We start from the raw sequence: 17,611 nt of genomic DNA, 5'->3' as shown, positions 1-17,611 counted from the left end.
ATGGCCAGTATTGGAGGCGCCCGTTCACCGTGTCAACAACTTCCGGAAACATCATGGAAACCGCGGGTGGCACGGCCAGGCCACCGAAAGCACATAGGCCCAGCTCGTCGGCCAAGCGAAGCGCTTCGACGTCCGGGCACACGACGTCGAGATCCACCGAATGCCGTTCACCGGAGCGCACCGGCATCCGAAACTTTCGAGAGGTTTCCGGACCAAAGACGCGTCGAGCGAAGGGCCCGAACTACCGGGCGGCGAGGCCGTCCAGGATGACGTCGACGGCACGGTGGAGCAGCCGTGCGGGCACGGGCGCCGCGGCGGCGGTCTGCGCCAGACCGCGAATCAGCAGGTAGATCTCGTCCACGTCGACATCCGGCCGCACCGCGCCGACGGCTTGGGCGCGCCGCAACGCCGCATCCACCGCCGCCTTGAGTTCCCCCGCCACGGCGACGACGGCCTGCGGGGGGCCACCCAGCATCGAGGCCAGGGTGAGCTTGCTCGCGCCGCGCTCGATCATCTCGCGGATCAGCGCGGCAAGGGCCGCCGTCGGATCGGGCGCGGTCGCGGCCAGGCGAGTGCGGTCGAGCAGACCGCTGAAATGCCTCACCAACGCGGCCTCGATCAACGCCTGCTTGGTCGGGAAGTGGCGGAAGACGGTCGCGATGCCCACCCCGGCCAGCCGTGCGACCTCCTCGGTGGAGCCGGATTCGCCCTTCGTGCCGAAGACCTGCTCGGCGGCAGCGAGAATGCGCTCGCGGTTCTCCCGAGCATCCTGGCGCATGCGATCACTTTAACCGAAGTCCATACTTCGTTACGCTAACCGGAGTCTGGACTTCGCCTGAGGGAGCATCATGCGTACACCCGAGGAAACCGTCCGTGCCGTTGCCGCCGGCGTCTGTCGCCTCATGCGCGGCGGGCTCACCGACGCCGAGGAGTCGGCGCAGCTCGACGCGTTGGCCGCCTGCTACGCCGAGCACACCGACGTCCGCCATCCCTTCGACCCGATGGGTGGCCCCCCGCTGACCAGTCGAGCCGAGCTGCGCGAGCACTTCGGCGCCGGCGGCCGCCCGAGCGGCGTGGAACGCTACGACGTCGTGGACGACCACGTGCACCGGACGGCGGACCCCGAGGTGGTGGTCTTCGAGTTCCGGTACGCCGGCGTCGTCGACGGTCGCGCCTTCACGCTGCCCTGCGTCTTCGTGGTGCGGGTCCGGGACGGCGAGATCGTCGAGTCGCGCGACTACCTCGACCACATCGCCGGCGCCCGTGCCTTCGGACGACTGCCCGACCTGGCCGCCGCGCTCGGCGCGAGCCAGGCGTAGCGCCCTCACCCGCCGCCGTCCTGCCCGACACCGCGGCCGACCGAATCGGCGCGTCAACGTTGAACCGATGGGTTCAGTGTCGTAAGGTGAACCACGTGGTTCAGCAAGAGACCCTCAACCGGGTGTTCGCCAGCCTGGCCGATCCCACCCGGCGCGACATCCTCGTCCGGCTCGGCGCCGGCCCGGCCACCATCAGCGAGCTGACCGAGCCCACCGGGATGAGCCTCACCGGCATGAAGAAGCACGTCCAGGCGCTGGAGAACGCCGGCCTGGTGGTGACGCGCAAGGTGGGCCGGTCCCGGCAGTGCCGCCTCGCCGACGCGCCACTTGACGACGCGATGGCCTGGATCGGCTTCTACCAGCGGCTCTGGGCGCGCCGCCTCGACGGCCTGGACGCCTACTTCACGCTCCGACCCGACCGCACCGACCCGAAGGACCCGGACACATGACCATCGACATGCGGATGACCCGGCAGCTCACCGCCTCCCCCGAGGAGGTCTTCGACGCCTACACCGACGCCGAGAAGCAGAAGATCTGGTTCAGCATCCTCGACGAGGAGCCGGGCATCGTCGAGATCGACGTGGACCTGCGGGTCGGCGGCAAGCAGACCGCGGTGTGGGGGCCCTCGCCGGACATGCTGTTCCGCGAGACGCAGACGTTCCTGGAGATCGACAGGCCGCACCGCCTGGTCACCGAGTCGGTCGGCAGCAGCCCCGACGGGGAGACGATGACCACCCGCATCGAGATCACCTTCGAGGATCGGGACGGCGGCACGCTGATGACCGTGGTGCAGAGCGGCTTCCCGACGCCCGAGGTGCGCGACTTCTTCGCCGGCGAGGCGTGGAGCGGCGCGCTGGACCGCGTGGCGGCATACCTGGCGCGGGAGCAGGACCGGGAGCGGTCGCGTGGCTGACCTGCCCCGCGCGGCGGTCGTCGCGCTGGCCACCGTCTCGGCGGTGGTCGTCAACCTGGTCGTCCACGCGGTCGGCCGGGCCGCCGGCGGCACGTTCCGGTTCACCGCCGCGAGCGGCCCGGCGGAGGTGGACGCCGTGACGGTCGCGGCGTTCAGCGCGCTGCCGCTGCTGGTCGGGTTGACCGTCGTGGCGCTGCTGGCGCCCCGCTTCGGCTGGGTGGCCCGGGCCGCGTCGATCGTCGGCCCGGCGCTCGCGGTGCTCACCGTCGGCGCGATGACGCTCCCCACCGACCTGGACGCCACCAGCAAGGCCACGCTCGCCGTGTGCCACCTGACGCTCGTGCCGATCATCCTCGTCGCGGTGGCCGCGCTCGACCGGCGTACCCGGGTCGGCCCGGACGCGGTGGCGGCCTGAACGGACCGTCGGACGGCCGGCCCGGCGAGCGCCGCCGGGCCGGCCCCCGCCCGCGCGAGGAGGACCGTTCTCAGGCGTGGGGGCCCGCCGCCAGGGCGTCGCGCGCGCTGCGGGGTCGACGGCCGAGGAGGTCGCCCAGCAGCGGGTCGACGCCGGCGAAGAAGCCGCCGCTCGCGGCCCGGTAGAAGCCCAGCAGGAAACGCGTCCGGTGCTCCGGCAGCCCGGCGGCCGCCTGCGCGGCGAGCCAGTCCGCCTCGTCGGTCGGTCGATACCGGACGGTGCGCCCGGACATCTCGGAGGCGATCTCGGCGATCTCGGCAAAGGTCGGGGCCGAGGGCGCGGTGAGCGTCGTCGGGCCGTCGTACCCGCCGTCGGAGGCGAGGACGACGGCGGCCGCCTCGGCGGCGTCCTCCCGAGCGGTCCAGGACACCGGCCCGTCGCCGGGTACGGCGATCACGCCGGTCTCGCGCCACGGGCCGGCGAACCACGGGAGGCTGTGGGCGTAGAAACCGTTGCGCAGCGAGGTCCAGGCGATCCCGGAGGCGGCCAGGAGCTGCTCGGTGGCGAAGTGGCTCCGTCCGGGGAGGAACGGGTTGTCCGGCGCGGCGCCCTGGTGGCTGGTGTAGACGATCCGCTTCACACCGGCGGTGACCGCGGCGTCGACCGCGGCGCGGTGCAGCTCGGTCACGTCCGCGACCGGGTCGTTGGACGAGACGAGCAACAGTTGGTCGGCCCCGGCGAACGCGGCCGGCAGGGAGGCCGGGTCGGCGTAGTCGCCGCGTCGGACCTCGACCCCCCGCCGCGCGAAGCGCTCCGCCTTCGAGGCGTCGCGCACGGCGACCAGGATCTCGTCGGCGGGAAGGCGTTCGAGCAGGTGGTCGACGGTGGCGCCGTTCAGGGCCCCGGTCGCTCCGGTCACGATTATCACTGGTTCGGTCCTCACGTTAGCAACGGAAACATCCCCACCGTAGCCGCCGTGAGCGCCGATAACAATGCGGTGTTATCGTTGATTCATGAGCGACGGGGTCAAGAGCCGGGCGGACACCCGGGAGGCGATCGTCGACGCCGCCGCGTGGCTGTTGCGCACGAGCGGGCCCGGCGCCGTGACGACCCGTGGCGTCGCCGAACGGGCCGGCGTCCAGGCGCCCACCATCTACCGCCTGTTCGGCGATAAGGACGGGCTGCTGGAGGCGGTCGCCGAGCGGGTGCTGGCCACGTTCGTCGCGGACAAGGCCGCCGCCGTGGCGGCCGCCACGGCGGCGGCCGTCGACCCCCTCGACGACCTGCGCGCGAGCTGGCGCCGGCAGATCGAGTTCGGGCTCGCGAACCCGGCCGTGTTCCGCCTGCTCAGCGACCCGGAGCGGGCATCCGGCTCACCCGCCGCCCGCAGCGGCCGGCAGATCCTTCAGACACGTGTCCACCGGCTGGCGGCAGCCGGCCGGCTCCGGGTCCCCGAGCCGCACGCGGTCGACCTCATCCACGCCGCCGGCGTCGGCGTCGTCCAGACCCTGCTGGCGAGCCCGCCGGAGCGACGGGATCCGGCCCTGCCCGACGCGATGCTCGACGCCGTCCTGGGCCGGATCCTGACCGCGGCCCCGGCCGAGGCGCCGGACGGCCCCCGCGCCACGGCCGTGGCGCTGCGCGCCCTCGCGCCGCACCTGCGGATGCTCAGCGGCGCCGAACGCCACCTGCTTGTCGAGTGGCTCGACCGGGTCACCGAGGGACCCACGGCGCCGACCTGACCGGGAGCCGGCACACCCGGCCCGCCCTCCTCAGCGCCTCGGCCGAGCGTCACGTCGGCGGCGCGCCGCAACCGTCCGTGCGTACGCCGGCGAGCATGTCGGCGGTGGTGTGCGCCCGGACGTCGTCCGGCGGCGCGCCGCCGGCGTGCCGCGCGACGACCGCCCGGACGTGGCGCTCGGCGGTCCCGGCGAGCCCGTCGTAGACGGCCGTGAACAGGTCGTGGGCCGCCTGCCGAGGCCAGCCGGCCGGGAGGAGTTCCCGCGGCAGCCGCGGGTCGAGCGTGGGGAACCGCCGGTAGGTGTCCATCACCTCGGTGCGCGCCCGTACGGCGGCCGGGCCGTCGACCGTGCCGGTCCGGGACGCCAGCGGGGTCCACCGGCGCATGAACTCCTGGTACTGCGCTGCGATGCCGGCGATGTCCCACGCCTCGACCGGCGCGCGCTGCCCGACCCCGTCCAGCGCGGCCTGCCGGGCCCGGAAGACGGTGACCGCGCCGGGGGCGAGCCCGGCCAGCAGCGACCGGGCCGGCGGGGTCGGCTCGTACGGCGAGACCCAGAGACCGTCGTAGAGCGGCGCGAAGCCGAGCCAGCGGAGCTGCCCGCGCAGCGCCCGGCGCTGCGCGCCGTGGTCCTGCGGCAGCGAGAACGCGACGAGCGTCCAGCTCCCGTCCCACGTGGTCGGGGTGGTGGTGGAGGTGAGGATCCAGTTCCCGCCGGCGGAGAGGTCGGCGGCGACGCCACGGCTGAGCCGGTAGGAGCTGTGGCGGCCCTGCCGGCTGCGCTCCAGCACCCCCCGGCGGGCCAGCCGGCTGATCGCGGTGCGCGCGCCGGCGCTGCTCACGCCGGTCTCGGCGAGCAGGGTCACGATCGCCGCGGACGGCAGCGCCGCCCGGGTCCGCAGCGTGTAGTCCGCCATCAACGTCACCACCACGCCCTGTGGCGCGGCGCCGGACTGTCGGCGGGGCAGCCGTACCGACGGCTCGTCGGGATAAATCTCCTCGATGTCGAACGCGCTGGCCACGGGCACTCCGGAGTCGACTCGGCGACGGGGCCTCGACTGTAGACGGAGATCGGCACCGGCAACGCATCGCAATACATCGATTGACACTTCTCGGACCGGCAGGAACACTATCTGCTACCCGACACGGAGCCGGGCAGGGCGAACCACCCACGACGTCAACCTGCACAGGTGATCGAAGGAGTCTCCGTGAGAACCAGAGGGAAGATCCTGCTCGCCGTGGCCGCCACGCTGGCGGCGGCCGGCCTGGTGGTCCCCGCGACGCAACCCGCCTACGCGGCGTCGCTGACCGAGGTGGCCAGCTTCGGCGACAACCCGGGGCGGATGCGGATGCACGTCTACGTCCCGGACAACCGGCCGGCCCGGCCGGCGACCGTGGTGGCCATGCACGGCTGCGGCGGCTCCGGCCCCGGCTTCTACTCCGGCAGCGAGTTCGCCTCGCTTGCCGACCGGTACGGATACATCGTGATCTACCCGAGCGCGACCCAGCAGGCCGGCTTCGGCAACTGCTTCGACACCTGGTCCGACGCCGCCAAGCGACGCGGCGGCGGCAGCGACCCGGTGTCGATCGTCTCGATGGTCCGCTACGTCCAGCAGCAGTACGGCGCCGACCCGGACCGGGTCTACGCCACCGGCAGCTCGTCCGGCGGCATGATGACCAACCACATGCTGGCGCTCTACCCCGACGTGTTCAAGGCCGGCGCGGCGTTCATGGGCGTGCCCTACAACTGCTTCGCGAACGCGGCGGACTACCCGCCGGGCAGCAGCCAGTGCACCGGCGGCAGCATGAACCGGACACCGCAGCAGTGGGGTGACGCGGTCCGCGCGGCCTACCCCGGCTACACCGGCCCCCGCCCCCGGGTGCAGCTCTGGCACGGCACCGCCGACAACCTGGTGCCGTACTCGCTGCTCCAGGAGGAGATCGAGCAGTGGACGAACGTGTTCGGGCTCAGCCAGACGCCCACTTCCACGGACACGCCGCAGGCCGGCTGGAACCGGCGCCGCTGGGCCGACGGCACCGGCACCGTGCAGGTCGAGGCGTACAGCATCCAGGGCGCCGGGCACAGCCTGCCGTCCGCCGGCATGGCCGCGGTCGCGATCGCGTTCTTCGGCCTGACCGGCACGCCGAGCCCGACCACGTCGCCCACGCCGACCACCTCGCCCAGCCCGACGCCGACCCCGACCACGTCGCCGACCCCGGGCCCGACCACTCCCCCGCCCGGCGGCGGGGCCTGCCGGGTGAGCGTCGAGGTCAACGCCTGGAACTCCGGGCTGACTGAGAACATCACCATCACCAACACCGGGTCGAGCGCGGTGAACGGCTGGTCGCTGGCGTTCACGCTGCCCGGCGGGCAGAGCATCACCTCGGGCTGGAACGCCTCCTACTCCCCCGCCTCCGGCCAGGTGATCGCCCGCAACGTCGCCTACAACGGCACCATCGGCCCCAACGGGTCGACCACCATCGGGTTCCAGGCCACCCACACCGGCAACACCGCCAAACCCACCTCGTTCACGCTCAACGGCGCGGCCTGCGCGCTCGCCTGACCGGCGCGTGCCCGGGGGCGACCCGACCGGCCGCCCCCGGGACCGTCACGGCAGCGGGGCGCCGCGCGCGACCACCCACAGGTCGTACCACTCCTGGCGGGTCAGCTCCGGCTCCCGCCGGACCGCGTCCCGGCAGGCCCGGATGCGCTCCGGACTGGCGGTGCCGATCACCGGCGCCACCCGTGCCGGGTGCCGCTGGATCCACCACAGCACGATCGCCTCCGGCGTCGTCCCCTTGGCCTCGGCGAGGGCGGCGACCCGGTCGGCGGTCGCCCGGTCGGCCGGCGTCCGCCCCGCACCGGTGAAGCGCCCGCGCGCCAGCGGGCTCCACGACTGGACGCCGATCCGGTGCGCCCGGCAGTGTTCCAGCGTGCCGAGCGGGAACCCGACGCCGGTGGACTCGGCGGTGTTCACCAGCACGCCGGCCTCGACCCAGTCGCGCCGGGCCAGGCTGATCTCCAACTGGTTGGCGACCAGCGGCACGTCGAGCGACGCCTGGAGGTGGGCGATCTGCGCCGCCGCCATGTTCGACACGCCGAACTGCCGCACCAGGCCCTGCCGGTGCAGCGTGTGCAGCGCCTCGGCCACCTCGTCCGGCTCGGCGAGCGGGTCCGGCCGGTGCAGCAGCAGGACGTCGAGCACATCCGTGCGCAGCCGGGTCAGGCTCCGCTCGACGCTGCGCACGATGTGCTCGCCGCGCAGGTCGTACCGGCCCGGACCGTCGTCGCCGGTCAGGCGGATGCCGCACTTGCTCTGCAGCACCACCCGGGAGCGGAGTTCCGGGGCGCGGGCGAGCACCTCGCCGAAGACCGCCTCCGACTTGCCGTTGCGGTAGATGTCGGCGTGGTCGAACGCGGTGACACCGATCTCCAGAGCGGCCTCGACCGCCGCCTCCGCCGCCGCGATCTCCGGCGCGCCGTACGGTTCGTCGTCCCACCCGCCGCCCAGCCCCATGCAGCCGTAGATCAGTCGGTGGTCGCGGATGTCGGCACCCGCCGGGGATACGTGCTGGTCGTCGGCCATGACACGTGGATAGCACAGGCCGGCGGCGACCGTACTTTCGGCCGGTTCGTCGGGCCCCGGACTTTCCTAGCCTGGTGGCATGACCGAGACGCGTCGACCGGCCGGCCTCCTGCCCGACCTCGGCCTGGCCGTGGTGTTCGCCCTCGGGGTGGCGGTCACCGCCGTCATGATCGCGAACAGTTGGGGGCCTCGCTACGCCGTACCCGATGCCCTGGTCGGGGTGGTCGTCTGCGCGCTGGCGCTGGCGCGACGCCGGGGCCGGGTCCGGGCGGCGGTGGCCGGCCTCGCCGTGGCGGCCGTCGCGGTCGGGGTCTCGTTCGTCGCCGACCTGCCGCAGGAACCCGGCCCGGTCAGCGGGCTGGCGCTCGCCGTGCTGGTCGGCTCCGTGGTCCGCGCCCGGCCGCGACGGACCGCCGCCGCGGTCGCCGGCGCGGGCCTGCTGGTGATCGCCGGCAGCCTGCTCACGTCGCGGGACAACCAACACGGCCTCACCGCGGTGACGGTGCTCGACACGCTGTGCTGGCTGGCCGCCATCGCGGTCGGCCTCGGACTGCGCCGCGCGGACGCCCGCGCCCGGGCCGCCACCGAGCGGGTACGCCGCGACGAGCGGCTGGACCTGGCCCGTGAGCTGCACGACGTGGTCACCCACCACGTCACCGGCATCGTCGTGCAGGCCCAGGCCGCGCAGATCGTCGCCGCGAAGCAGCCGCGGAACGTGCCGGAGATGCTCGCCGCGATCGAGCTGTCCGGCGCCGACGCGCTGGCCGCGATGCGCCGCGTGGTCGGCCTGCTCCGCGACGCCGACGACGGCGCGCCCGCCTCCCCCGGGCCGGAACGGCTCGCCGACCTGGTGGCCCGGTTCGGCCGGCACGGCCCGCCGGTGCGGCTGCGGCTGCCCGAGGACGCCCGGGAGTTGCCGCCGGAGGTGACCACCACGGTGCACCGGGTCGTGCAGGAGGCGCTGACGAACGTGTCCCGGCACGCCCCGCACGCCGGCTCGGTCACCGTCACCGTCGACCAGGCCCCGGACGCCGTCGCGGTCGAGGTGGCGGACGACGCGCCGCCGGCCCCGGCCCGGGTGGGGCACCGCGACGGGTACGGCCTGGTCGGCATGCGCGAGCGGGTCCAGCGGCTCGGTGGCACGCTGCGCGCCGGCCCGCGCGACGGCCGGGGCTGGTCGGTCCGGGCCACCCTCCCCCTGCCGACCCGGACGCCGCGATGAGCATCCGGGTGCTGATCGCCGACGACCAGGCGATGATCCGGGGCGGACTGCGGCTCATCCTGGAGGACCAGCCCGACATCACCGTGGTGGGCGAGGCGCGCGACGGCGTCGAGGCGGTCGCCGAGGCCCGCCGGCTGCGCCCGGACGTCTGCCTGGTCGACATCCGGATGCCCCGGGTGGACGGGATCGAGGTGACCCGCGCGCTGGCCGGCCCGGGGACGCCCCGCCCGCTGCGGGTCATCGTGGTGACCACGTTCGACCTGGACGAGTACGTCTACGGCGCGCTGCGCAACGGCGCGGTCGGTTTCCTGCTCAAGGACGCCGGCCCGGCGCTGCTGGTCGAGGCGGTCCGCGCCGCGCACAACGGCGACGCGCTGGTCTCGCCGTCGGTGACGCTGCGGCTGCTCAAGCACGTGACCGCGGCGGCCCGGCCGGCGTCGGGACGGTCCCTGCCCCGGCTCTCCGCGCGGGAGATGGAGGTGGTCCGGGCGATCGCGCGCGGGCGCACCAACCAGGAGATCGCCGGCGAGCTGTTCATCTCGCTGAGCACCGTGAAGAGCCACCTCTCCGGCATCCAGACCAAGCTGGGCGCCCGCAACCGGGTGGAGATCGCCGCCTGGGCGTGGGAGAACCGGCTGGTCGAGGGCGCGTGACTCAGTCCGCCGGCTCGACGATCGGGCGGCGGAACGGGCTCCAGCCGAGGAAGCGCTGGTACATCTGCTGCGGGCTGGGACCGTCGTGCGGGTTCAGGTGGTAGAAGTCGCGCATCGCCTCGAAGAGCAGGCCGGCGAGGTAGATGGTGAGCGCGGCGAGGTTGCGGTCGTACTCGGCCTTGAGCGCGAGCCGGGCGTGGGCACAGGGCCACGGCTCGCCGTCGGCCCGGCACGCCCAGGACGGGCGCACCGGCGTGTGCGGTACGGCCGTGCCGTAGGCGCGCGGGCGGTCGGGTCGCGGGCCGGGGCCGGGCATCGGCAGTCTGGGTGTGATCACGGAACCTCCTTCGTGGGGCGTGGACGCGGCGCCACGGTGGTGACAGTCTGGTGACGATCCGACTACTGTCGACACATGCTCGGCAGGTCCGCGCAGCTCAGCAGGGTGGTTGGGCGACCGTGGGCGGACCGCGACGGTGACTGGGCGACGGTTGGGGAGGCGATGGGGAGCGCGACGAACTACGTGCTGGGCGAGCTGCGCCTGTTCCGGGCGTCGGTGGAGCTGAGCCAGGAGGAGTTCGGCCGGCGGATCGGCTACTCGGGGTCGCACGTCAGCTCGGTGGAGACCGGCGGGCGGGCGCCGACCCGGGAGTACACGAAGGCGATCGACGAGCGGTTCGCGACCGGCGGGCGGTTCGAGCGGATGCTGCGCGCGCTGGGGTCGCTCGACGCCGACCCGGCGTGGCTGCGGGAGTGGATCGAGGTGGAGCGGGAGGCGACCACGCTGCGCTGGTTCGAGCTGTCCTACCTGCCGGGCCTGCTCCAGACCGAGCGCTACGCCCGGGCGACGCTGGCCGGCGGCCGGTTCACCCCGGAGGAGTGCGACCGTATCGTGGCGGGCCGGATGGACCGTCAGGCGGTCCTGCACCGGCAGCGTCCGCCGCAGCTCGTCGCCGTGGTGGACGAGTCGGTGCTCCGCAGGCCGGTGCTCGACGCGCCCGCTCTGATGGCCGAGCAGTTCGACCGCCTGGTCGAGCTGGCCGCGCTGGAACACGTGCAGGTGCACGTGGTGCCGGCCGACGCCGGCATGTACCTCGGCCTGGCCGGGCAGTTCATCCTCGCCGAACTGCCCGACGGCAGCCGAGTCGCCTACGCGGACAACCAGCTCAATGCGCAGATCGTCGATGCGCCGGCCGACGTTGCTAGGCTCGCCCGGACGTGGGAGGTCGTGCGCAACGAGGCGCTCCCCCGCCGGCAGTCCCTCAAGCTGATCAAGGAAGTGGCGAAGTCATGGAACTGACCACCCCCGTGTGGCGGAAGTCGACCCGGTCCGGCGGCAACGGCGGAGCCTGCGTGGAGGTCGCCGACAACCTGCCCGGCGTCGTGCTGGTCCGCGACACCAAGGACCGCGACGGCGGCACCCTGCGCGTGGACGCCGCGTCCTGGCGGTCCTTCGTGGACCTGGCCAAGCGGCTCGGCCCCACCGCCTGACCGTCCCGGGCTACCGCGCGCCGCGCCCGCGACGCGCGCGCTCGAACTCGGCGACGTCGGCCGTCCACGGGCCGTACCCGTCGAGTGCCGCGCAGCCGCCGCGCACGAAGTCGCGCACCAGCTCGCGGTACCCGTCGAGCCCGTCGACCAGGCGATACTCCACCCGGTACTGCGGATCCGGCCCGACCTGGGGCCGCACCGTCGTGATCCGGGCGACCGAGTCGGCGTAGAAGTGCAGTTGGATCCCCTCGCCCATCGCCTCGTCCTCGATGGTGAACACCTCGTTGTCCGCCGCCGAGCGGTCGGCCACGAACGCCCAGAACTCGGCGGAGGCGCCGCGCCGGCCGTCCCGTCGCCAGGTCAGCTCGCCGCCCCGGTCGTCGGTGAACGACAGCGCCGCCTTCCCCGCGCCGGGGTCGGCGTCGTCGTCCGCCGGGGCGCTCCGGGACCGGTCCGCGACCTCCGCGCACATCAGGAAACTCACCGTCCGCACCGCGTCCTCGGCGAGCCCCGGGTACGCGCGGCGCACGGCCGCGTCGACGGCTGCGGCCGTCCGCTCCCAGGCGCGTTTGTCCGTGGCCCGGTTCCCCCGCCTCGGGTCGAGACCGATCCGCATCCCCGCGCACGCCCGCTCGGCGGTGGCGATCACCCGCATGACCTGGGGCAGCAGCGCGGAGTCGACGGCGTCGGGCAGGCGTCTCGGCTTCGTCGCGCCGTGCAGGTACTGACCGGTGTACCTGAGGATCGCCGCGTCGAGCGGCCCGAGGACCACGCCGCGCTCGGCGCGCCGGCGGTCCGCGTGGTGCTGCTGGGCACGCTTCTCGTCCGGCGTCTCCGTCGCCGCGCGCATCGCCTCGCAGACCTGGCCGTGCTCCAGCGGACCGAGGCGGGCGCCTTGGGCGACGAGCCGGCTCCGGTCCCACCGGATGCGCCGGAAGAGCGCGTCGACGTCCTCGGGCGGGGCGAGCAGGACCGGGTCCAGGAGCGCGACGGCGGCGCTCTCGTCGAGCCGGCCCCGGGTGCCGGCGTCGTCGCACAGCGGGAGGAGCGCGCTCCACAGCAGCAGGTGGCGGGCCAGATCCTCCCGGATCACCGCGAGGTGGGCCTCGGTGATCGGGACCGTGAACGTGCGCGGCTCGTGGTTGGCGTCGGCCCCGGCGCCGAGCATCAGCTTCAGCTCGTCGCCCTCGCGGATCACGCTCGGGATCCAGCCGCGGCGCGCGAAGACGGTGTTCACGCCCACCGCGCGACTTCGGCGTCCAGGCGCGGGTCGGCGCGCACCCACACCTCGCCGCCGGCTGCCCCGGCCGGCGCGTCGACACGTCGCAGACCAAGGAACGCGATCAGGTGGAGCAGCTCGGCCCGCTCGGCCCGGTCGTGCTCGACGTCCTGCGACTCGAAGAAGACGTAGTACTCGTCGGTCGGGTCGACGATGCCCGAGTCGGCCCAGATCCGGCCGACCTCGTCGATCGCCGCCGCCTCGGTCGTGAACGTGGCGGCGCGGACGGCGCCCCGGGTCTCCGGTGACGCGTCCAGGTCGGCGAGGTCGGCGAACCACTGCCCGAAGTGGTCCAGGCCGGCACAGCCGTTCTCGAAGAACAGCATCGCGGCCGGCAGGTAACGGTTGCCCCGGTCGACAGTCAGATGCTCCTGACCCGTCTCCCTGACCCGGGAGATCACCCCCCGCTGGGGCATGAGCACCAGACGCTGCCGGGCCGCCTCGTCCGCGATGGTGTACGTCTCGGACTCGCGCTCCCGGAGGAACGCGGCGAACGCCTCGTAGGCCTCCTGGGCGTCACCCACCGAGACGTGGTGGTCGGTGCCGTCGCCGGTGGCGAAGACGAACTGCTTCGGTCCGGGCTGGTAGGGGCGGGCCATGGGCGTCCTTCCGTCAGGCGCGAAGATCCACCAGCGTACGCACGCCGAGCCACTGCTCCGCGTCCCAGGCCCGGAACCGTTCCACCTCGGTGAACCCCAGCTTCGCCGCGAGCCGCATGGAGGTGGCGTTCGCGGACTGGGTGGTGAGCATGACCGGCTCACCGGGCAGGACGCGGTCGAACCAGTCGAGCACCGTCCGACACGCCTCGGTGGCGTACCCGTAACCCCACGCCCGCGGCAGGAACTGGTAGCCGAGATCGGCCTTCCCCACCGCCGCCGGCCGGCGATGCTCGGTGGCGCGCCGGAGCAGGACCCGGCCGATCATCGCGCCGTCCAGGTCGACCACGAAGCACCCCGGCCACTGCCCGGGCGCCTCGGGCAGTTCCCGCTCGAGTTCGTCGCGCGGCCGGGGCCCGCCGAGATACGTGTGCGCCTCCGGCGAGGCCAGCAGTTCCACGAACGTCGCCCGGTCCCGGGCCTCGGCCGCTCGGAGCACCAGGCGTTCGGTGCGGATCGGCGCGGGTGGCCAGGGAACGGCTCCGATTCCGGTCATGCCGGCCATCCAACCACGCGGCGGGCGTCAGCTCGGGTGGCGCCGGATCCGCCGGAACGCGGCAGCCGCCAGCAGCGCGGCGAGCAGCAGGTACAGGCCCGACTCCAGCCACTGGAACGCCCAGTACCGGCCGACCGGCTGGTAGGCGACGTCCACGTGCAGGTGCTGGTCGGCCAGGCAGGTCGCCGTGTCGCCGAACGGTCCCTCGGCCGCCCCGGTCCTCGGCGGGTCGGTGAAGCACCTGTCGAAGACCGCCCGGTCGAGCGGCTTACCAGTCCGGGTGCGCAGCTCGCTGACGTCGGTGACCCAGGCATCCGGCACGGCCAGGCCCCGCACCACCGGGGCACCGGTGATGCTGCCCAGGCCACGCGCCTGGTTGATGGCCGGTGCGGTCATCTCCAGCGTGGCGTGCCGCGGCGGCAGCAGGTGCGGTCGAACCAGGTTCGGCACCAGGACCTGGAGGAGCACGAAGGCCAGCGCGGTCAGCGCCATGGCCGGCCCGGTGCGCCGCAGCACCAGCCCGATCAGCACCCCGAGCACGACCGCGAACGCCGCGTACGCCACCGGGGTGAGGTTGCGGGCGCCGAACAGGACCGTGCTGAAGCGGCTGTCGGCGATCCGGTCCACCGGGCTCATCGCCCAGGTCACCAGCGCAGCGGTCGCGCCGGTCACGGCCATCGCGGCCAGGCCGACCACGGCCAGCTTGACGGCCAGCCAGCGGCGGCGGGTGACGCTCTGGTTCCAGACCAGGCGATGGGTGCCGGCCTCCAGCTCCCGGGCCACCAGCGGCGCCCCCCAGAACATGCCGAGCAGGCCGGGGACCGGCCCGAGCAGCGCGCCCAGGTAGAGCGAGGTGTTCTCGTAGTCGGCCGCGAGCTGGCGCAGCCCGGGGCAGTCGGGCGCACCGGCGCACCGGGCCCGGTAGGTGTCGTGGGCGGTCCGGACGTCCAGGCCGAGGCGCCCGACGTAGGCGGCGAACAACGCCACCGCGACCACGCCCACCAGGGCCGGTACGCGGAACTGCCGCCAGGTTGTCCAGGTCATCGGTCGCCCTCCCCCGCCGCGCGCGTCAGGTAGCCCAGCGCCAACTCCTCCAGGCCGACCGGCTCCACCCGCCACGGCGTGCCCGGCACCGGGCGGTCGGCCCGCACCACCGCGTGGTCGTACGCCCCGGCGTGCCGTCGCAGCACCACCTCGACCCCGGTCGGGAGCCGGTCCAGCCCGCCGCGCGGGGCGACCAGCCGGTGGTGGCGGGCCAGCAGGTCGGCGACGTCCCCGGCGAGCTGCACCCGGGACGCGTCCAGCACGACGAGGTGGTCGCAGGACCGCGCCACGTCGCCGAGCAGGTGCGACGAGAGGATCGCGGTCGCGCCCAACTCGGCGACCACGTCGGCCAGGTCCCGCAGGAACCCGTCGCGGGCCAGCGGGTCCAGCGCGGCGGCCGGCTCGTCGAGGATCAGCAGCTCGGGACGCTTGCCCACGGCCACGGTCAGCGCCAACTGCGCCCGCTGGCCGCCGGAGAGCCGGCCCGCCCGCTGCCCCGGGTCGAGGCCCACCCGGGCGATCCGCCGCTCGGCCAGCCCCCGGTCCCAGGACGGGTTCAGCTCGGCGCCCATCCGCAGGTGGTCGGCGACCGTGAAGGACGCGTACACGGGGGTGTCCTGGGCGACGAATCCCACCCGGGCCAGGTGCGCGGCGTTCGCCGCCGGCGGCGAGCCGAGCACCCGCAGCGTGCCCGCCGTCGGGGTGCTCAGCCCACAGGCCAGGTTCAGCAGGGTGGACTTGCCGGCGCCGTTCGGGCCGACCATACCGACCACCCGCCCCCGGGGCAGGTCGAGGTCGCAGTCGGTGAGCGCCGGCCGGCGGCCGTACCGTTTGGTCAGGCCACGGGCCTGGAGCACGAGATCGGAAGGTGACATGCCCCCGATCCTGCGGACCGGGACCCGCGCCGGCATCGGCCCGACGACCGGTCGACCCGCCCCGGGCACCGTCCTTTCGGCCGGTTCACCCGCCGTCGTACCGCTCGACGTAGGGACGGTCCTTGGGGCGGTGGCCGCCGGGTTTGCAGCCGGCGAACGGGCCGGCCGGGTCGCGCAGCGTGACCATCGTCGGCCACAGATGGTTCTGGTGCCACGTCGCCGGGTCGGACGGCGCGGCCGTCGGCGAGGTCCGCTCCTGCCAGGCGAGCCAGAGCCCGTGCAGGTAGGCGATCGCCTCCGGGTGCTCCCACCAGCGGGGGCACCACGGCGCGCCGGACGTGACCTCACCGCCGTAGACCGGCAGCAGCAGGCCCTCCACCCAGGTGGCCAGCCGGCGCAGCTCCTCGGCGTACTCGGGACCGTCCAGGTAGAGGATGAAGAACGGCCTGTCCGCCGGCTCGTCGGTCAGCACGTCAGCGTCCCCTCGTCGCCGGGGTCCACGTCGAGCGCGGCGGTGATCCGGCGGTACGCGTCGACCCGCTTGCCGACCAGCCCGCCGTTGCCGCCACCGCACTCCAGCGCGCCGTTGATGCTGCGGATCGTCCCGCCGAAGCCACCGCTCCCGGTGATCGCCGCGTGCGGGGTGGTCGTCCCCGCACCGGGCTGGGTCATCCAGAACCAGAGCGCGGTCCGCCACGCCACCGACGGGTCGGTCGCCACCAGGTCGGGGTTGCCGAGCAGGTCGAGCCCGAGCGCCTCGCCGGCCGCCCGGTAGTTGTAGTTCCAGCTCAGTTGCAGCGGCCCACGCCCGTGGTAGGCGGTCCGGCCGGCCGGACACCCGAAGGGCTGACCGCCGTCGCAGTAGGTGCCCCAGGCGGCCCGGTCGACCTCGTCGACGTGCGCCAGGCCGCCGGTCTCGTGGTCGACGTTGGCCAGGAACGCGGCCAGCTCCCGCCGACGGGTCCGCTCGTCGCCGGTGGCGGCGAACGCGGGGAACGTCGCCATCGCGTCGCGGAGCCCGGCGTACGTGTAGAACGAGTCGCGGCCCGGGAACAGGGTGTCGAACGTCGACCCGGTCAGCGTGCCGTCGCCGTCCGGGACCACGCGCTTGTTCGACCCGACGGACACCGACGGGAACAGCTCCGATGACGGTGACGGTGAGGCGGACGGTGACGCGGTCGACGTGTCCGTGCCGCCGACGGTGTAGCGGGCGAACAGGCCACGCACCCGGAACGGGTAGGTGTCCAGCAGGATGACCGGCATGCCGCCCTGCTCCTTCACCGCCTCGATGCCCTGGTCCCAGGCCATCAGCGTGAGCGTGAGGTGGTCACCCACCACGGTCTCGTCGTCCAGCAGCCGCTGGGTCTCCTCGGCCAGGTGGCAGAACCACCGGGCGTGGGCGTGGATCGAGTCCTCCGGGTCCAGCGCCGAGGTCTCGCCGCTGTCGTCGTCGTCCTCGCCGTACCTGTCGAAGACGTCGGGGGTCAACTGGGACAGCCCCTTGCGGCCCTCCGGCCCCTCCTTGTCCGCGACGAAGTCCGACGCGTACTCGATCTGCGCCGCGAGGATCACCGGGGTGAGCAGGTCGCACTCCCGGGCCGCGGCCCGGATCGGCGCGATCAGGTCCTGGTCCGGCACGCCGGCCTCCCGGAACCCGCCGCGGCCGTCCCCGCCGGCCAGTTCGGTGAGCACGCTGCCGCCGGCGCCCGGCCCGAGCGTGCTCTCCGGGTCCGGCGAGTAGGAGGTCATCTGCGAGCCGCTGAGCAGGATGACGACCACCAGGACGACCAGGGCCAGCGCGGCAAGCGCCGCGAACGGCAGCATTCCCACCATCGAGATGATCAGCCAGGTGAGCTGGGTGGCGCCGAACCGGTTCGTCGCGCTCTGGTGCGCCGCCCGCGCGGCCGCCAGTTTGGACACCGC

Annotated in this window: 22 protein-coding genes; 10 read left to right on the top strand and 12 right to left on the bottom strand. The window is 74.0% G+C overall.

Going from position 1 to position 17,611, the window contains the following annotated elements; translation table 11 throughout:
* Window positions 1-241: 241 nt before the first annotated feature.
* On the bottom strand, window positions 242-778 hold the full coding sequence (locus ACIA5A_RS28135; protein WP_396767454.1) for a TetR/AcrR family transcriptional regulator: 537 nt from the start codon (window positions 776-778) through the stop codon (window positions 242-244).
* Between the two features lie 70 nt (window positions 779-848).
* On the opposite strand from ACIA5A_RS28135, the gene ACIA5A_RS28130 reads away from it, so the two are divergent.
* The 4 genes from ACIA5A_RS28130 (at window position 849) to ACIA5A_RS28115 (ending at window position 2,647) form a co-directional block, all read left to right on the top strand.
* Window positions 849-1,319 (top strand): nuclear transport factor 2 family protein, encoded by a 471-nt coding sequence (locus ACIA5A_RS28130; protein ID WP_396767453.1) that lies wholly within the window; start codon window positions 849-851, stop codon window positions 1,317-1,319.
* A 95-nt stretch (window positions 1,320-1,414) separates the two neighbouring features.
* Complete coding sequence (locus ACIA5A_RS28125) at window positions 1,415-1,768, top strand: ArsR/SmtB family transcription factor (RefSeq protein ID WP_396767452.1); 354 nt, start codon at window positions 1,415-1,417, stop codon at window positions 1,766-1,768.
* Complete coding sequence (locus tag ACIA5A_RS28120; RefSeq protein ID WP_396767451.1) at window positions 1,765-2,232, top strand: SRPBCC domain-containing protein; 468 nt, start codon at window positions 1,765-1,767, stop codon at window positions 2,230-2,232. Before ACIA5A_RS28125 ends, ACIA5A_RS28120 begins: the two co-directional genes overlap by 4 nt.
* Window positions 2,225-2,647: a DUF6069 family protein gene (locus ACIA5A_RS28115; protein ID WP_396767450.1), complete on the top strand. Its 423-nt coding sequence runs from the start codon at window positions 2,225-2,227 to the stop codon at window positions 2,645-2,647. Before ACIA5A_RS28120 ends, ACIA5A_RS28115 begins: the two co-directional genes overlap by 8 nt.
* A 70-nt stretch (window positions 2,648-2,717) precedes the next feature.
* Here the strand turns inward: ACIA5A_RS28115 and ACIA5A_RS28110 are convergent, their stop codons facing one another.
* Entirely contained in the window at window positions 2,718-3,566 is an 849-nt protein-coding gene (locus ACIA5A_RS28110; RefSeq protein WP_396767449.1) for an SDR family oxidoreductase, read from the bottom strand.
* Window positions 3,567-3,660: 94 nt separating this feature from the next.
* Here ACIA5A_RS28110 and ACIA5A_RS28105 point away from each other — a divergent pair, with 94 nt between their 5' ends.
* Window positions 3,661-4,389: a TetR/AcrR family transcriptional regulator gene (locus ACIA5A_RS28105; RefSeq protein WP_396767448.1), complete on the top strand. Its 729-nt coding sequence runs from the start codon at window positions 3,661-3,663 to the stop codon at window positions 4,387-4,389.
* 49 nt (window positions 4,390-4,438) lie between these two features.
* Here ACIA5A_RS28105 and ACIA5A_RS28100 read toward each other — a convergent pair whose 3' ends face one another.
* Entirely contained in the window at window positions 4,439-5,410 is a 972-nt protein-coding gene (locus ACIA5A_RS28100; RefSeq protein WP_396767447.1) for a PaaX family transcriptional regulator C-terminal domain-containing protein, read from the bottom strand.
* 186 nt (window positions 5,411-5,596) lie between these two features.
* Between ACIA5A_RS28100 and ACIA5A_RS28095 the strand changes: the two genes are divergently transcribed.
* Window positions 5,597-6,952, top strand: a complete 1,356-nt coding sequence (locus tag ACIA5A_RS28095) for a PHB depolymerase family esterase (RefSeq protein ID WP_396767446.1) — start codon at window positions 5,597-5,599, stop codon at window positions 6,950-6,952.
* 45 nt (window positions 6,953-6,997) lie between these two features.
* Here ACIA5A_RS28095 and ACIA5A_RS28090 read toward each other — a convergent pair whose 3' ends face one another.
* A complete protein-coding gene (locus ACIA5A_RS28090) occupies window positions 6,998-7,975 on the bottom strand; it encodes an aldo/keto reductase family oxidoreductase (protein ID WP_396767445.1) in 978 nt (325 codons plus the stop codon).
* A 79-nt stretch (window positions 7,976-8,054) separates the two neighbouring features.
* On the opposite strand from ACIA5A_RS28090, the gene ACIA5A_RS28085 reads away from it, so the two are divergent.
* Both ACIA5A_RS28085 and ACIA5A_RS28080 read left to right on the top strand, forming a co-directional pair.
* A complete protein-coding gene (locus ACIA5A_RS28085) occupies window positions 8,055-9,197 on the top strand; it encodes a sensor histidine kinase (RefSeq protein ID WP_396767444.1) in 1,143 nt (380 codons plus the stop codon).
* Window positions 9,194-9,850: a response regulator gene (locus ACIA5A_RS28080; RefSeq protein ID WP_396767443.1), complete on the top strand. Its 657-nt coding sequence runs from the start codon at window positions 9,194-9,196 to the stop codon at window positions 9,848-9,850. Before ACIA5A_RS28085 ends, ACIA5A_RS28080 begins: the two co-directional genes overlap by 4 nt.
* A gap of 1 nt (window position 9,851) precedes the next feature.
* Here the strand turns inward: ACIA5A_RS28080 and ACIA5A_RS28075 are convergent, their stop codons facing one another.
* Complete coding sequence (locus tag ACIA5A_RS28075; RefSeq protein WP_396767442.1) at window positions 9,852-10,187, bottom strand: hypothetical protein; 336 nt, start codon at window positions 10,185-10,187, stop codon at window positions 9,852-9,854.
* A gap of 162 nt (window positions 10,188-10,349) precedes the next feature.
* Here ACIA5A_RS28075 and ACIA5A_RS28070 point away from each other — a divergent pair, with 162 nt between their 5' ends.
* Window positions 10,350-11,147: a helix-turn-helix transcriptional regulator gene (locus ACIA5A_RS28070; protein ID WP_396767441.1), complete on the top strand. Its 798-nt coding sequence runs from the start codon at window positions 10,350-10,352 to the stop codon at window positions 11,145-11,147.
* Window positions 11,138-11,338: a DUF397 domain-containing protein gene (locus ACIA5A_RS28065; protein ID WP_396767440.1), complete on the top strand. Its 201-nt coding sequence runs from the start codon at window positions 11,138-11,140 to the stop codon at window positions 11,336-11,338. The genes ACIA5A_RS28070 and ACIA5A_RS28065 overlap by 10 nt, the downstream gene beginning before the upstream one ends.
* A gap of 10 nt (window positions 11,339-11,348) precedes the next feature.
* On the opposite strand, the gene ACIA5A_RS28060 is transcribed toward ACIA5A_RS28065, so the two are convergent.
* From ACIA5A_RS28060 to ACIA5A_RS28030, 7 genes are all read right to left on the bottom strand, one after another.
* Window positions 11,349-12,581 carry a DUF6357 family protein gene (locus ACIA5A_RS28060; protein ID WP_396767439.1) on the bottom strand — a complete coding sequence of 411 codons (1,233 nt, stop codon included), beginning with the start codon at window positions 12,579-12,581 and terminating at the stop codon, window positions 11,349-11,351.
* The gene (locus ACIA5A_RS28055) at window positions 12,572-13,216 is read right to left on the bottom strand and encodes a hypothetical protein (RefSeq protein WP_396767438.1); all 645 of its coding nucleotides are present in this window, start codon (window positions 13,214-13,216) and stop codon (window positions 12,572-12,574) included. The genes ACIA5A_RS28060 and ACIA5A_RS28055 overlap by 10 nt, the downstream gene beginning before the upstream one ends.
* A gap of 13 nt (window positions 13,217-13,229) precedes the next feature.
* Window positions 13,230-13,769 (bottom strand): GNAT family N-acetyltransferase, encoded by a 540-nt coding sequence (locus ACIA5A_RS28050; protein WP_396767437.1) that lies wholly within the window; start codon window positions 13,767-13,769, stop codon window positions 13,230-13,232.
* A gap of 27 nt (window positions 13,770-13,796) precedes the next feature.
* A complete protein-coding gene (locus ACIA5A_RS28045; RefSeq protein WP_396767436.1) occupies window positions 13,797-14,813 on the bottom strand; it encodes an ABC transporter permease in 1,017 nt (338 codons plus the stop codon).
* The gene (locus ACIA5A_RS28040; protein ID WP_396767435.1) at window positions 14,810-15,688 is read right to left on the bottom strand and encodes an ABC transporter ATP-binding protein; all 879 of its coding nucleotides are present in this window, start codon (window positions 15,686-15,688) and stop codon (window positions 14,810-14,812) included. The genes ACIA5A_RS28045 and ACIA5A_RS28040 overlap by 4 nt, the downstream gene beginning before the upstream one ends.
* Before the next feature lie 85 nt (window positions 15,689-15,773).
* On the bottom strand, window positions 15,774-16,160 hold the full coding sequence (locus tag ACIA5A_RS28035) for a DUF4913 domain-containing protein (RefSeq protein ID WP_396767434.1): 387 nt from the start codon (window positions 16,158-16,160) through the stop codon (window positions 15,774-15,776).
* Complete coding sequence (locus tag ACIA5A_RS28030; protein WP_396767433.1) at window positions 16,154-17,608, bottom strand: glycoside hydrolase family 19 protein; 1,455 nt, start codon at window positions 17,606-17,608, stop codon at window positions 16,154-16,156. Before ACIA5A_RS28030 ends, ACIA5A_RS28035 begins: the two co-directional genes overlap by 7 nt.
* Between the last annotated feature and the right edge of the window lie 3 nt (window positions 17,609-17,611).

Source organism: Micromonospora sp. NPDC051300 (genome assembly GCF_044455315.1).
Classification (GTDB): Bacteria; Actinomycetota; Actinomycetes; order Mycobacteriales; family Micromonosporaceae; genus Micromonospora; species Micromonospora robiginosa.
Note: the sequence above shows the minus strand (reverse complement) of the source record. Positions and strands in the feature narration are given on the sequence as shown.

Excerpts from the sequence above, each read along its gene's own strand:
- ACIA5A_RS28135 (WP_396767454.1), bottom strand. The coding sequence starts at position 778 with ATGCGCCAGGATGCTCGGGAGAACCGCGAGCGCATTCTCGCTGCCGCC.
- ACIA5A_RS28130 (WP_396767453.1), top strand. The coding sequence starts at position 849 with ATGCGTACACCCGAGGAAACCGTCCGTGCCGTTGCCGCCGGCGTCTGT.
- ACIA5A_RS28120 (WP_396767451.1), top strand. The coding sequence starts at position 1,765 with ATGACCATCGACATGCGGATGACCCGGCAGCTCACCGCCTCCCCCGAG.
- ACIA5A_RS28105 (WP_396767448.1), top strand. The coding sequence starts at position 3,661 with ATGAGCGACGGGGTCAAGAGCCGGGCGGACACCCGGGAGGCGATCGTC.
- ACIA5A_RS28090 (WP_396767445.1), bottom strand. The coding sequence starts at position 7,975 with ATGGCCGACGACCAGCACGTATCCCCGGCGGGTGCCGACATCCGCGAC.
- ACIA5A_RS28085 (WP_396767444.1), top strand. The coding sequence starts at position 8,055 with ATGACCGAGACGCGTCGACCGGCCGGCCTCCTGCCCGACCTCGGCCTG.
- ACIA5A_RS28080 (WP_396767443.1), top strand. The coding sequence starts at position 9,194 with ATGAGCATCCGGGTGCTGATCGCCGACGACCAGGCGATGATCCGGGGC.
- ACIA5A_RS28070 (WP_396767441.1), top strand. The coding sequence starts at position 10,350 with ATGGGGAGCGCGACGAACTACGTGCTGGGCGAGCTGCGCCTGTTCCGG.
- ACIA5A_RS28065 (WP_396767440.1), top strand. The coding sequence starts at position 11,138 with ATGGAACTGACCACCCCCGTGTGGCGGAAGTCGACCCGGTCCGGCGGC.
- ACIA5A_RS28055 (WP_396767438.1), bottom strand. The coding sequence starts at position 13,216 with ATGGCCCGCCCCTACCAGCCCGGACCGAAGCAGTTCGTCTTCGCCACC.
- ACIA5A_RS28050 (WP_396767437.1), bottom strand. The coding sequence starts at position 13,769 with ATGACCGGAATCGGAGCCGTTCCCTGGCCACCCGCGCCGATCCGCACC.
- ACIA5A_RS28045 (WP_396767436.1), bottom strand. The coding sequence starts at position 14,813 with ATGACCTGGACAACCTGGCGGCAGTTCCGCGTACCGGCCCTGGTGGGC.
- ACIA5A_RS28040 (WP_396767435.1), bottom strand. The coding sequence starts at position 15,688 with ATGTCACCTTCCGATCTCGTGCTCCAGGCCCGTGGCCTGACCAAACGG.